13 protein-coding genes are annotated in these 14,554 nt (G+C 38.3%); 2 read left to right on the plus strand and 11 right to left on the minus strand.

Features of this window, described 5'->3' with window-relative positions; all coding sequences use genetic code 11:
• Window positions 1-298: 298 nt before the first annotated feature.
• The 10 genes from EXU30_RS07860 to EXU30_RS07895 all read right to left on the minus strand — a co-directional run bounded on the left by EXU30_RS07860 (window position 299) and on the right by EXU30_RS07895 (window position 11,612).
• On the minus strand, window positions 299-904 hold the full coding sequence (locus EXU30_RS07860) for a 3'-5' exonuclease (RefSeq protein WP_130598923.1): 606 nt from the start codon (window positions 902-904) through the stop codon (window positions 299-301).
• Complete coding sequence (locus EXU30_RS20250; RefSeq protein ID WP_165398987.1) at window positions 867-1,052, minus strand: hypothetical protein; 186 nt, start codon at window positions 1,050-1,052, stop codon at window positions 867-869. The genes EXU30_RS07860 and EXU30_RS20250 overlap by 38 nt, the downstream gene beginning before the upstream one ends.
• Before the next feature lie 482 nt (window positions 1,053-1,534).
• Entirely contained in the window at window positions 1,535-2,137 is a 603-nt protein-coding gene (cas6f, locus tag EXU30_RS07865; RefSeq protein ID WP_130598925.1) for a type I-F CRISPR-associated endoribonuclease Cas6/Csy4, read from the minus strand.
• A 2-nt stretch (window positions 2,138-2,139) separates the two neighbouring features.
• Window positions 2,140-3,225: a type I-F CRISPR-associated protein Csy3 gene (gene csy3 / locus EXU30_RS07870; protein ID WP_130598927.1), complete on the minus strand. Its 1,086-nt coding sequence runs from the start codon at window positions 3,223-3,225 to the stop codon at window positions 2,140-2,142.
• Between the two features lie 9 nt (window positions 3,226-3,234).
• Window positions 3,235-5,340 (minus strand): type I-F CRISPR-associated protein Csy2, encoded by a 2,106-nt coding sequence (locus EXU30_RS07875; protein ID WP_130598929.1) that lies wholly within the window; start codon window positions 5,338-5,340, stop codon window positions 3,235-3,237.
• A complete protein-coding gene (locus EXU30_RS20520) occupies window positions 5,334-5,945 on the minus strand; it encodes a hypothetical protein (RefSeq protein WP_242620348.1) in 612 nt (203 codons plus the stop codon). The genes EXU30_RS07875 and EXU30_RS20520 overlap by 7 nt, the downstream gene beginning before the upstream one ends.
• A gap of 41 nt (window positions 5,946-5,986) precedes the next feature.
• Complete coding sequence (locus EXU30_RS20525) at window positions 5,987-6,568, minus strand: TniQ family protein (protein ID WP_242620349.1); 582 nt, start codon at window positions 6,566-6,568, stop codon at window positions 5,987-5,989.
• A gap of 1,205 nt (window positions 6,569-7,773) precedes the next feature.
• On the minus strand, window positions 7,774-9,060 hold the full coding sequence (locus tag EXU30_RS07885) for a radical SAM protein (protein WP_242620350.1): 1,287 nt from the start codon (window positions 9,058-9,060) through the stop codon (window positions 7,774-7,776).
• 157 nt (window positions 9,061-9,217) lie between these two features.
• A complete protein-coding gene (locus tag EXU30_RS07890) occupies window positions 9,218-10,855 on the minus strand; it encodes a mechanosensitive ion channel family protein (RefSeq protein WP_242620351.1) in 1,638 nt (545 codons plus the stop codon).
• Window positions 10,856-10,964: 109 nt separating this feature from the next.
• Window positions 10,965-11,612, minus strand: a complete 648-nt coding sequence (locus EXU30_RS07895; protein WP_130598931.1) for a DUF2913 family protein — start codon at window positions 11,610-11,612, stop codon at window positions 10,965-10,967.
• Between the two features lie 808 nt (window positions 11,613-12,420).
• Here EXU30_RS07895 and EXU30_RS07900 point away from each other — a divergent pair.
• Both EXU30_RS07900 and EXU30_RS07905 read left to right on the plus strand, forming a co-directional pair.
• Window positions 12,421-12,777, plus strand: coding sequence for a MerR family transcriptional regulator (locus tag EXU30_RS07900; protein ID WP_130598933.1), 357 nt, complete (start codon window positions 12,421-12,423; stop codon window positions 12,775-12,777).
• Window positions 12,778-12,834: 57 nt separating this feature from the next.
• The gene (locus tag EXU30_RS07905) at window positions 12,835-13,224 is read left to right on the plus strand and encodes a carboxymuconolactone decarboxylase family protein (protein WP_130598935.1); all 390 of its coding nucleotides are present in this window, start codon (window positions 12,835-12,837) and stop codon (window positions 13,222-13,224) included.
• Between the two features lie 337 nt (window positions 13,225-13,561).
• Here EXU30_RS07905 and EXU30_RS07910 read toward each other — a convergent pair whose 3' ends face one another.
• Entirely contained in the window at window positions 13,562-13,834 is a 273-nt protein-coding gene (locus EXU30_RS07910) for an LbetaH domain-containing protein (protein WP_130598937.1), read from the minus strand.
• Between the last annotated feature and the right edge of the window lie 720 nt (window positions 13,835-14,554).

A 14,554-nucleotide genomic window follows, 5' to 3' on the forward strand; every position in this document is an offset into this window, starting at 1 on the left:
GCAAATAGATGAGATTTTGTAAGGCAACTAATTCGTTAGTTTTCGATTCACTAAATAAGTGCTAGCAAACTTTGGGGCAAAAACTAGTTTGAAATACTCCATTTAGAGGCCATTTCTCCTAGAGCTTGAATTTGAGGTTTGCCTTTAACGTTAAGCTTATGGCTACACTAAATCACTACTGAGACAGTAATAGTTACAACACCAAAAGAGTATTTGGCTTGTCGTAAATAAGCGAACTACCGCAGGTCTCATTGGAAGCTCTATTCGATGTATTTTTACATATTCAAATACGAATCTATCACGCATCAAGTTTGATTAATGGCAATAAACGTACAGCATTTTTGGCGTCATCTAGGGCTCGATGAGCTTTCCCATCAAATGTTAACCCTGCATGTGATAAAGCACGCTTCAAGCCCGCTCTCGGTTTCAACCTATGTGTTTTGGAGTATTGTTTCTTAAGATCTATAAACTGCACAGGAGCAAATTCTGAAAGGTTATGATTGGCGCAGTCTATGTTAAGCTGCTTTAGGTCGTAACTCCCCCAGGTTGCAAGCGTATATTCTGGTGGCAACCAGTCAAGTAGTTGATTAAAGACAACATCAAATGTTGGTTTATTAGATAGCACTTCTTGAGTAATGCCCGTTAACTCAGTACAAAACTCACTGATATCTGGGTGAATTGTTGGCTTGATAAGCTGAGTAAAGGTTGAGATTTCCTTGAACCCATTTTTTGTAACAAGTACTGCACCAATCTCTATTGTCTCGCGCTCATTTGGAGGAGTAGCGCCACCAGAGTCACATGTATGCTCAAGATCTAGAACCACTATTAAATCAACCGCCAATATGTTTCCCATCTCATCTGATATGTTAGCTATTACGCTTTTGTATTCTGCTTGGCCCAGCAAGACATCCTTGCATTTGTTGAGGAGCCTTGATTTGTAAATTTCTTGAAAATGACTTTTGACTACCTAAAGCATAAGCTTTCATACGTTCAATAGCTGCATTTAACTCTACCTCATCAGGCGTAGGCTTTGTAGTTGGTTTCAACGACATAAAGTCTCTCTTACTGAATCAATTATACTTTCGTAATAAATATTTTAAGAAAACCTTTCCTAATTTAGCAGAAAGAGGCTTTACTACTTTTTTGGCAGGATATAAATCCAAAGCGTGATGACAATCTGGTTGATCTTTGTCAGCTGCCTTCGCGGCAGGATAAAAGTCGAGTGCCTTACGACAATCTGGCTGATCTTTTTCAGCTGCCTATTCGGCAGTTCACTATCAATTAGAAGATGGCAGTGTTATTCATAAATCTTCAGCTGCCTATTCGGCAGTTCACAGGCAGAGAAGAGTAAAGGACAATCTTTGTCAATCTTCAGCTGCCTATTCGGCAGTTCACTATGACAATACCAAAACTTAATGAGGAAAAACAACACCTAACAGTAAATATCCAATTTTTACCAAACTAAATCGCCTACATATAAAACGCTTATTTTTTCAAACCTTTAAACCAATCACCTTCAGAATGGTTAACTCAATTAAACCATATGAGACAGCTCTGGAACTGTGCCATTCAATCGCTCATTGGTAGCAAACCCATAACTACTAAACATTGGTTCCATCTGCTTATCGACCACATGTTTTTGAATGTGTAATAGGTAGTCTTGCTTACTTCCAACACTACTCATAGCAACTCGATGAAATACCTCGAACTCTCTCGGCGTAACGGACTTGCTAGGGTTAAATATCTCTCCTCTAGCTAAGGCTCTTTTCTCTAACCTTTTTAACCGTCTTCTCGCCTCACCAACAAACATTTTTGCTATACCTTGATTACGCTTAAACCTCACTTCTGCACAACCTTCTGGTACCAGCTCGACTTTACTAACCTCAAAAAAGCCGCACTCTTGCATATCTTTAAAATAACCTTGCAGCCTTAACCGATTTAATACATCACTTTCTGAATACACAAAAGCAATGATATTTCCAATCGATTCATCAGACCATGCAGGAAAGCTCACTCCAATGCCAGTTATCCCATGTCTGCAAATATAACCATGTAATATTGAAATACATCGCCCTGTTAGTAAGGCTAAATTGGCTTTTTCTGGTAATAACTTAATGGTGAAATAATAGCGCGGCATAGTTATTTATCCGCTTTAGAAGTGATTTTTTCTTTAGATTTACCCTTTGCCTCTGCCTTTTTCTGAAACATGCCACCTTTGATTAAAACTGCAAACAAATAATAGATATTTGGCACAATCTCACCATCAGGAGTGCCAGCTAGTTTTCGTAACTCAGAGAGGTAATACTCAGAGTTAACAAGTAAAGAATAAAAACTTTTGTTAGAGTCAGGTGAGCGTCGAGCGATTCCTAGCTCCTTATCTGCACCATACTCGTGGATTCGTAGCCGCTTTGAACTATCGTCATCCCACCAATCATCAATCAGTTGAATTGCTGCACCTATTTTTACTGAATTAAAACTTACAGCCTGGCGACCATCAATGCATTGCACTTTCGTAAAACGCTTAGAAACTTCACCTGCCTCAGCTTTTTCTCCAAATGATTGGCTTGGGAAAATCTCCTGGCAAAAAACCGTTTCAAGTTTTGCCGTGACATCAGCGTGCCAAAATATACCTGGTTCCGTTAATGCTAAATAAATCTCATGGCTTAGCTCATCCAACACCAGCTGTTCAGCTGCGGGCCAACAACTTTCCCAATCAAGCAGTCGAGTATTGGCAATTTGATAGCATTTTCCTGAGCTCGTTTTTATCTCGATGAGCGTATTTCCTGAGTTTTGATTACGCCACAGCCAGGTTCCTAGCAGTAAATTTTTACTGTATCGCTTGGCCAATTCTTTGTAGCCACCACACTCTTTAAACGCTATGGCCAACTCTTCAAGCAAAGAAAATACACTGTTATCACTGCAGCCACAGGGTTTTAAAGAGTTAGCCTGCACTCGTAATGAGAATCGACAAAAAACATGCTCAACATTAGGCGGTACGTAGCACTCTTCGATGGTGAGTGGATTACAATGAGCTAAGTCTTGTGGTGCTAGATTTTTCGGTTTGAACTGAGGGGTAAAAGCTTCCGTAAACCCGGCCTTTTGACCACGTATACGGTTGATTTCCGCTTCAAGTGGCACAAAATCTTTTTCACTAGTTTGATAGAAAAAAACAGCTTTACTTGGGTATAAAGAGCGGTCGTACTTTAAAACATTACAGATCTCCATAACGCGTCCTCAAATCCGTTTCATTAGCATTGAGGTCTCGTTTATTTCCAGCATCCAGAATGCTCGATTAAAAAAGTGACTCATGCCTTGCAACCTTATATCAATCGCAGTTTTGCACTCTGCTAAACCGATCGCAGATTCAGCATAACTGTGCAATGGCTCTATCGAATTAACACGCTCTTCAGGTCTGTTCAGCAACAAATAACCAGACATAACAGGGTACAATGTGTCCTTCTCTTTAACGAGCTCCAACATCCCAGTTAGACTATCCACATGATACCTTGTTGGCATTATCCACTTACCTGATTGTGGTAACCTTTTTAACTTTTCAAACAGAACAGCTTCGCTTCGATATACCCCGCACCAATCAACAACATCACCTATCTCAGGCGGATGTATACAACCTCCAGCAAAACTAGCAGGCAAACTCGCTTTTAAAATCTCTGAAGTGCCATCAAGAATACTCAAATCTTCTTCGAAACCATCTATATGCACCACAAGATCAAACACTAAATCACAATACTTATTGTCAATAATGCCAGCACGCCTAAATTGGTTTTCATTTGCCCCCTGCATACCATACTCAGGGAGTTTTGTGCCTGAAACTGGCGAGTATTGGCGAATAAACCAAGAAAAGGAAGTTAACCTCAATTGAGTTCCTAATCGTTCATTTAATCGTCTTTGATAGCTATGTACCATTCCCCAAATGGCTGTTAGTGACGGAATACCTGCACAATATGGATTAGATAGAGCCTGAGCATCAAATACCCGAATAGACTTTAAATATAAATAACGCTGATGAATCTCTTCATCTACTGTATTTAGGGCGATATCAGGCTCTTTAGACAATTGCACCAAAATCCACTTTAAACTATTTTTTAAGGGGCTCATCAGGCGCTGATGAAAAGCATATTTTTGTAAGTTTGTGCTGTTAGATAGTGTCGAATTCAACAAAGTAAAAATAGGTGGGAGCAAATCAACAAATGCTTCTTTTTTGGAAGTTAAAAACTGATGCTCAACTGTTCCGACAATACTAACTAAGTCACTTTCGTTAACCTGACTATCTTCTAGTTCCGCTCGCCACTCTATTAAAGGAGATAACCAGTCACCTAGACTAGTTCTGATTTGCCTCATACCGCTAACTTGAGCTCGCCTTCGTTGCTTTAAAGCGAGCTCAAAGCCTGCCGACAATAGGCCGTCTAATGCTCTTTTGAATTGTGATGTAAACAAGGCCTGATGATTTAGAGCCGAATTTCCAGATTTAATCTTCAACAACCAAGAGTCACTTAACCCATACCTCTTTTTTCCTATTCTGGGTGGGTAATGAAGCACTCTATTACTACCACCAAGGGAAGCTGACAACTCACTGACCGAAGCTGGTCGTGTAAATTCAATATTGGTATATCGCCCTTGTTTAGCCATTGCAGTTTGCTGTATCTCAGCTTGCAACGAATGGCTAACGACGGGTGTTAATGCAAGATATTTATCTCTATAGGGAAATCGAACTTGAACGGAATATTTATCAACACGGCTAGGGCTATCTTCATTAGGCAGTAAAGCTTTAACCCTGCTACACAAATTCATGAAGTGCTTCACAGGCATGCCTAGTTGCAAAAAAGCACCCTTCCACTCCTTAGGAACATCAGCCAAAAGAGTTGCGAGACAGCAAACTCGGCCTTGCCAGATAAAGTGGCATACAAATAGTTTAGCTAAATTCACCTTAGCGCTATCGTGCGACCACCCTAAAGAGCTCATACAGTTGGCACTACTGAGTACTTGTGGATGTAACTGAGGAGAGGCGGTAACTAACCTTTGCTTACTCACTCGTATATCTGGGTACTTTAAGTTGTGAGAATGCAACCACTTCACTTCAGTAATGCAAAAACCTAAGTGCTTCTCATTGTTCAATGTACGCTTTGCTAACGCACTATCAAGTAAGTCATCAACTTGTTTTCTAGGGTAAGTAAGATTTAGCAGAATCCGAAGGGTTTCGGCTTCATTACCTGTAACACATACGGGTGATGAATAAGCAGCAAACGCTCTTCGTAATGCCGTGTTTCGCTCGGCAACGTCTTCGATATCGAGCAATGTTTGCAGATTATGATGCTCTACCATGCTGATAAATAAACTCCATGAGGATTGCCACCAAAGCTTGCCTTGAACTCAATAACTTGCCGAAGGTAAAACACACCAATATGGGGTTCAATTCGTGATCTAAGTTTTTGCCTAAAGCCTGAGGTCAAAATACCTTCTTGATAAAGCCGGTAAACTTGTTCATGAGTAGCAGATAATATTACCGAGGTTTCAGCCACAGAAACTAGCATATCGGCCACATTAGGCTTTTTAGATTTGGGGTTTGCGCTCACTAATTCGTGAAGGTAATCCATCATCGTTAAGTAGATAAAATGCGGCCTTCTACCCTCAGGTAACAAACACTGAGAGTCTAAAATTAAGTTACCGAAAATCGAACTAAAAGATGTGCGGTTAAACAAATCGATGAGTCTAGACTCCGCGCCAGCAGTTACATCATCTAATTCTTGATAAAAGTTAGCCGGCCAGTCATCAAAGTACTCGATAGAGCCTGAGTCGACATAGTTCTCATGTTGGCTATATCGCCTTTGATAGCAAACCAAAGCTGCAAATCGCTCAGTCACTGATATGTTCGTTGATAAAAACGGGTTAACCGATGAGGCGTCACCATTAAACAGAGTTCGAGCCAAAGTAAGTTCACTACTTTCTGCTTTATCGGTTTCAGCAATGGCTAGTTCAAAACCGCAACTGCAATGAGTAATGGATTCATGTTCAATGTAATTGAGGGGGATTTACAGTTAGGGCAGTGGTGCAATAACTTACATTCATGCTTAGGGCATGCTTGAACAGGCTTTAAATGCCAAGCCTGGCGAATATAAGGCTCTTCCCTCAAACAATCAGGGCAAACAGGCACACTCTCAACGCCTTCTGCACCAGAATAACGAAACAGACTTTGTGGAATATCAATACCACTGCGATGAACAGCTGTCATGCCTCCCACAAAGTTTCTATTTGAACGCAGTAACGCTAGTTTTTGTAACTCATGTGGTGGCAAATCAAGAAGGAACTCAAGCAAGTTTAGAGCTCTCATTCGGAAGTGACTGTTGTGTTTGGTGTGATACACATTTAAACGCTTTAATTCTCTCGGGAAAGCACCATAAGCCTCAAAATCTAACTCATGCAACTCTTCCAGAATAGCCAAACTCAATTGCTGATAACTATCAAAAAAATTCTCCGCTACTACTCGTAGCAGATAGCTCTCTAATGATTCATCAGAAAATGCACGCGCTTGTGGAGAAAATAAAAATGCCATAATAAATAGTATGGGGAAATAGCAAAAAAGTGAGCGTTATAGACTTATAACTCACTATTACAGAGCTCGAACTATTAGTTACCCCGTATAGCGAAAATCAGCTATTATTTAAATAGCTGTGAGTAAACACTACCACTAACAACAAACAAAGTAGAATTATCGCTTGTAAAAATACATTAAAGATTATAAAGCCCTATAAGTGAACATTAGTTTAATATTCCCAAGGTAAAACACGTAAAAAAACAGCTTACCTCAGCCCCCTCTTGAGTACTTAAAAACAACCTAAAACTCAACTATCACTCTAAAGAAATAAAGAAAATAAATGATAATCACACGGTCAACATAACCCATTACATTACGCTTATCTTTTAAAGCAACTACTAAAGTCAGAAAGTTAAGTGAGCCCTCCAGTGAACATAATGATCGTCAGCGAATTCCCTCTCATTAATTCATACACCAAGAAAGTACTGAAAGAGCTCACTTTTGTGTCAACGATACAGACCATCGTACCAAATCAACTTCACAAAGCGACATACAACCAAACTCCACCTGACTTGATATTGTTTGACATAGATTCATTAACACACTCTCCAAGAGACAAAAAAAACTCATTCGAACAAATCTATACGTCCAACCTATCAATGTACCAAAATGCAACATGTTGCATTATTTCTACGATAAAACAGTACAGTGAGTCAAAAATAAAAGGTTATGATGTATTATTAAAACCGTATAATGCAAAATCACTAACGAGATTCATAAGAAACATAGCCCTATGCAAACAGGTGTCGTGAATCCACAACTTGGTTAGAAAATTCTATAACAGAATATTGGCATGGTTTAACTAGAATTCTTTAACAATTCGGCTTCACTTTATGTATAACAGGTAATTTGATTATGCCTCCTAGGAGTCACCTGCTATAAATACATTTTTTCAACACTTAAAATACGGCATCAACTACCATGTTATTCAAGCGATGTTAAGCGTTATCGATAAAAACGTTGACCGTTCGATAGTCTAGCGGCTAACCCAAGGTATAATTTAATCTTCAAATTATTATCGCTCATGCTATAGAGAATTTGGGCAATTTTGCGAAACTAATTATGGAAATTTTAACAAGTATTTTTTATTCCTCTAAACTGGTTGCTGACCTCATATTGCGACAATAACCTTAACGATGATGAAAAATTATTTGATCTTTAAATTAACAGAAGGTTAAGCCCCTAGCCTCACTACGAAGATAGTTCATACCAGTCAAGAAGCCACCGAACATTTTAAATGCTAAAAACTCCCCCTCTTTTGTTGTTTCGTAGCCCCCTTCTATCTTAGTAACAGCACCAATTAAAGAAAGAAAGGTTAACTCTAGAGGTAATGCTCGCGACAATGACTTGCCTGAATGCTCTTGAAATAGTTCATCATCAATTTTTCCATGAGCAAGCATCATCATTAGATCGTGCTGTGCTATCGCATTATCACTAATGTTTTTCTTATAGAAAGCTCCATATCCTCGGGAGTTAATGAGTTCGATGTAACGACCTATGGAAAAAGTTGAAATGTTGAACTGATTCTTGATACGCCCAAATGCTCCAGCACCAATGCCAAAACAACTTTCACCATCAAGTACGTACTTACTCTGTTCAATAGTGCAAGTTCTATTCTTATAAACCCAGGGAAGTTCCCTGCTATATGAATTAGTAAGGGTTGATTTAGCTGCTTGGAAGTGTGTAAATAGTGCAGCATTGTTTCCCGCTAACTCTTCTTCTTTTCTCCGCAAAGGTCCTACTCCAAAAGACAACGGGTAAGTTGTGATCTGTTCAGCTTGTAGCTTTATCGCTATTTCCATGTCATTTCTAACTAAGTCGATAGTTTGTCCTTTGAACCCAAACATGAAATCGATATTGATATTTGGAAACAAATTTCTAGCAATACCAATATAATCTTGTAGTTGATGTCCACAACCAAATTTTTCAAACCGCCCAGTACGTTTTAGGATCTGGTCATCAAAGCTTTGTACACCTATTGACATACGGTCTATAAGGCCTACTAATGACTTTGGGTTACCTTGACTGAAATATATTGGATCACTCTCGCAAGAGACCTCTACGTCACCAACAAGTTCTTTTATCAACAATATAGTTTTAACTAATTCTTCTTCTAAAATAGTAGTCGTTCCACCACCTATATAGACTTTTCGAAATTGAAGGCCACTTTTAATAACAAATCGTATTTCTTTACGTAAGGCGCTGAAGTATGCTAAAGCTAATTGTTCATTGAACTTAACCTTGAAGAATGAACAATATTTACACAGAGTTTGACAAAATGGGATGTGAATATAGAGAGTGTCAACAACAGTATTGCTGGAGAAATCACGGTTAAAAGATGACTCAATAAGTTGCACACCATCTAAATTTAAAGATTTGACAATCTCCTTTCTCATTGCCCAATCAAGTAATCCTCCTGACAGCTGTAGCTTGTTAAAAATAAGGTCCAATTCGTTGCCTCCAATTACATGTTGTGTAAATGAAGGCTAACAGCTGGCTGCCAGATACTTACATTAAACTTTATTTCAAATATTAAAAGAGTGCTCTCCCTCTCAACTGATAGGGGCTAAAAAGCCTGCTTATCATTAAACAGCTTTACATTCCCCCCTAATATATGTGCAGATCGCGCTGCGGAAAAGGGATTCTTATTCCTTCTTCGTCAAATCGAAGTTTCACAGTACGAGTGATATCCCAATATACTTCCCAGTAATCAATAGGCTTAGCCCAAGGTCGCACAATGAAATCTACTGAGGAAGAGTTTAGAGTGTGAAGCTTGATCATTGGCTCTGGCTCACGACAGATAAGCTCATGGTTACTAAGAATATCTTTCAATACTTGTTCTGCATGCTCGATGTTATCGCTATAACTGATACTGAACACCATATCTACCCGCCGCAGACGCTCTGCTGTAATATTATTGATAGTGTCACCCCATATTTTATTGTTAGGGATGATCAACCTTTGGTTGTCCAACGTTTTGATGGTTGTTGATACTAAACTCATATGGCTGACTTTACCCGTGACTCCAGCAGCATTAATCAAATCACCAACGTCATATGGTCGGTAAATTAGGATCATCATCCCTGACGCAAAATTTGAGAGTGTATCTTGCAATGCAAATCCTACAATCACCCCAGCAATACCAAACCCAGCAAGTAAAGGTCCTAGCTCAAAGCCTAATTGTGAAAGAGCAATCAATAACCCTAATGCATAAATAGCTTTACTTGATAATGAAATAAAGAAGTCTTGCAGTAAGCGGCTAAAGTTTAAATTAGAAGCGCGTACAGCTTGTGCAACAATTCGGTTAACTAACTTGCCAACAAGCCCAGCAAAGAACAAGATAAGAATGAAAATACATGTTTTAAACAACAAATTAGGGCCATGTGCTTTAGCTAGGTCAACTAAAGTACCTCCCCATTGCTTTATTAAACTCGAAACGAGATGCATATCAAGCACATCTTCAGTTATATCACCAGATACATTAATGAACGTCTGTCTAAATTGAGTAGCATCATGCTGAACGCTTTCAAGTAAGTTAGCCATGCCTTCTAAGCTTGTACTACTTTGATTAAGCTGTCGTTTAAGAGTTAAAACTCGTTCCTTTTGTTCATCGGTAGCATCTTTTCCTGCTTTGGCGACGATTTTAGTTGCAAGTTTTAGTCTTTCATAATTGTAATTAGCTAGGCTATCTAAACGATCTGCTCGTAAAAGTAATTTCTTGACGAACTTCGCTTGTTCTTCTCGTGTGTCTATGTCGACTAATTCTGCCAATTTCAAAGTCTCAAGTTGAGCTTTTAGGAAGTAGTCGAGTTGCGATTGACGAGAAATAAGTGCATTAAAAATATCTTCATCTATATCACTTTCAACTTGACCATACAATTTATCAATATGACTTTGTATGTATCGCTCTACGTTAGTGATAAACCTTAACTGGTGCTCAATCAGTGGAGTTAACTCTTTCTTGTCTAGTGGTTTGATTTGTATCAAATTACTTATTTGTTGACGAAGAAGTTCTGACTTATTTTTTATTCGATACTCCGTGAAATCGCGCATTTCACCATGGACTGATTTTAGTATCAGCATATCTTTATGGATCATTGATTGTAACAAAGCGATATTCTGACTAATTAGCTCTGTATCATGGTTTGGATTGGGAGTTATTGATGAGGCAGTGTTGGCACAGGTAACTGAAGTATAGCCTATGGTAAATATGAACACCCAATTAACAAATAATTTTCGCATCATGATACTCCATTAACCTATTGGTTTTATTACCGATTATTATTCAAATACCAAACTGTAATATTTCCATAGCGACTTATGACTTTACACTTTCTAGGTTTCCTTCTCACAATTACTCTGACTTAATCCGACTATTTGCCGCAAAATCAGGACATTGCACGCATTGAGTTTTAAAATTAAGCATGGCAGTAGTAACGAAAAAACCTTCACCTTCAAAAGTTTGTAGCGATGCCACCTGGTAGAGTTTATCTTGCTGTACAAGGGCAATAATTTTGTCAGTAAGCTTTTGGCAGGTGTAACAAATTTTGATAGTTAATAGTTGTTTGTAAGTACCCGTATCAACGTCAAACGAGTTAAACACATCATTATCTAATACATTAATGGCATTGCGCTTAAGTGGATGTTCTTCCTTTATCACCTCAATATCTAAAGCTAGGGTTGAACTCAGCTCAGAGATAAAATTTGTCCATTTTACGATTTCAGCTAACATCTTGTCTTGCATTGATGTTACTTCAATCGCCTTAAGCAGTAGATGTTCGATACTGCGCTTACTTTGTAAAATTGTTTTCAGCTCACGTTTTATGAGTCTGAATTGATGATTTTCAAGCTTTGGCTTAATAAAGCGTTTAAGTAGTCGGTTACGTTCAATAGGAGAAATGGGCTGAGTTTTTTCTGTTGAGGTAATATAGAGATGCAGTAGCGCGTTGGTACAAAACTGGTTTAAACATTGTCGGTGGGTTTTATCTTTGGCCAAATCCATAAGCGAGCTCAATCAGTCCATGCAAAGGTCAAATGTTTAATCAAAAGTACCACATGCTTATTAAGAGTAGTGTGACTTAAACCTTAGTCTCATTAAGAGAAACTGCTTTTGAAAATAGAGTATTTATAAGCCAATTGCCATGTTCGAAGCAGTTGAAGATTCAGCTGTAATTAACCCATAACCCAAGCAACGGACGAGCTCTGGCCGCATCATTGATGTAGGCAAAACTAATGGCTTTAAGTGGAGGTAACAGCCTAAGGTTAGCTGTATTGCTCGCCAAGTCACCAACGCTGTACCGATAATTGCCGCAGTCAGAGCAATAAATTATATAATAAATATAGCAAACTTAAACAATTGTCGGCATTTGTGCTTTCATTGCATTCGCATTAGGGTCAAGTATTGTTAACATAGGCTTTCTTATAAAGCAGCAAGTTCACCCTAAAGATAAACTTAACGCTTCTTTCTAATATGCTCAATAAGTCAAAAGTGCTACAACCGTTACAGCAAGGGACTACGTTGGATGGACGACTGTTTAACTACTGAGTCATATTATTTACAAAATGGCGCAGCTAAACGACTCTACTCTCAAGTTCACTAACAATGCGTTTATCAGTATTGATAAATACCTGATACTACTTAAGAAAGAGTTAGCAAATTTAGGAGTTTTTAAATTTATTTGACCTACCATGTCACTATATTTGAACTTAACGTGGTATAAAAATAAACCTTAAATCAGAGCAGTCACTATGAGGCTATGAGTAAAAATATATCACTACCTTTTACACACAATATCACCGGGAGGGCAAATATGAACATGGCGGAGTTTTCGAAACAAGCAGAGGTATCAGCTCATACTCTGAGGTATTACGAAAAAATTGGTTTACTTCCAAGTATTTCCCGAAATGCTAGCGGGCATAGAGTGTACGGTTCGAAAGATCTAGTTTGGATCGAGTTTATAAAGCGCCTCAAAGACACTGCAATGCCACTAAAAGACATTTTAAAATATTCAGAGTTGAGGAAACAAGGTGCTAGCACTCGAGCATTACGTCAGTTACTACTAGAAAAACATCTTGAAGACGTAAAAAAACATATCACTCAGCAGCAATCACATCTAGGTGCTATTGAAGCCAAAATAAAATTATACGTGATTGGAAAAGTTGCTTGACTTAGAGTTAACTCTAACTTGTATCGTGAGTAAAAGGTTATTTATTGGAGAAACCAAATGGATAAATCACGATATCAAAAAGGTTTGAAACTACTCGAAAAAATTGATGGTAAAGCTGGAGAGAATGTAATAAGCAGCCTACAAGACATTTGTCCCGATCTAGCAAAGTTTATTATTGAGTTTCCATTTGGGGACATTTACACAAGAGATACACTTGATCTTCGTTCTAGAGAAGTTGCAACAGTTGCCGCTTTAACAGCACTTGGAAACTGCTTACCTCAACTAAAAGTACATTTAAATGCTGCTCTTAATGTTGGATGTAGTGAAAACGAAATCAAAGAGATCATTCTACAAATGTCAGTATATGCCGGTTTCCCAGCAGCTTTAAACGGTATGCTTGCTTTTAAAGAAGTCCTAATAGAAAGAGGACACGAGAAGTGTTTTTAAAAGTAATGGCCCAAAAACCTTCGTCACTTTATTAGGTCGACGTCTGTGGTAATGATAGCTTTCCTTATTCGTTGTTCGGCTAGGTGCACCTTAGCCGATACTCCTATTTGTTATCAAATAGTATTAATCTCTGAGCAAAATAGAGGCTTGAATGCTAATTACGACCTCATCCTAAATCATAACTTATACAGCTAAACCGTTTTGCTTCGAAAACTCCAATATTTCAGATATATAACCCTTGACAAGTATTGGTATTGCTTTTTCGATCAAATCTACCTCCCAGTCCCACCATGCTAACTCTAAAAGCACTTTTGAATCAGATTTGCTGAATCTAGTTTTAACTATCTTTTGCGGGGTTCCCTACCGCAATGCTATACGGAGGAATATCTGTCGATACGACTGATTTAACACCAATAATTGAGACATGGCCTATGTTAACCCCTGGCATTATTGTAACGTCAAAACCAAGCCAAACATCATTGCCAATAACAGTATCTTTATACGTTTTAAATGGATAATCTGATATCGGTAAGGTTTGCGAGCATTTCCCACCAAATACTGAAAATGGGTAAGTAGTTATACCTAACATCGAATGGATGGCATCCGGCATAATAATCTGAACACCGTTAGCAAATGCACAAAATTTACCGATATAAAGAGAGTTTCCAGAAAAGCCAAAATTATATAAAATTTTCTTACTTAGGAATTCTGTGGGTCTTTAAAGTCACTATAATAACTAAAGCCCCCTGCATGAAAATTAGCCACCCCACTTTTTGCAATAAGTGGCTTTAAAAAACTGTATTTTTTAAACCTTTGATAGGAAAAAGGTTGTCTGACTTCATACTTGACCTCCTTATGCAAATCAAACGAAAGCTTAATTTTGATTAAGAACTTACCTACTGTTAAGTGGACTACGTAAACTATGCTCTTTGATAAATTAGGGAGTTTTTACTATAGCAGAAACCAAAATAATGATTGGCCTTAGAACAGTTAAAGGGTAATCGATTGTGATAACACATTCGCACGATCACTTTTTAACCAACTTCCAGTTTTGAGAAAACACTTTATGCCGCATATACTCTGCACCATAATTGCTACATTGATATCGATTGAAATTATGGAAAACCACATGAGCAATCAAGGTTCGTCGTATTCTATAGAATGGAATGCGGTTTTTTGTTGGCAACAATGGCAGATTTTCTGATATTGCCATTATAACGCACCTCGTCTAATCCATGTCGTCCCCACCGCCCTAGGTATGCACAGCTTGGCAGTGAGGACAACAGCAGGAAGAATATTAGAATTGCTATCACCTTTCAAATTAACAAGC

This window comes from Shewanella maritima, from assembly GCF_004295345.1.
GTDB lineage: Bacteria > Pseudomonadota > Gammaproteobacteria > Enterobacterales > Shewanellaceae > Shewanella > Shewanella maritima.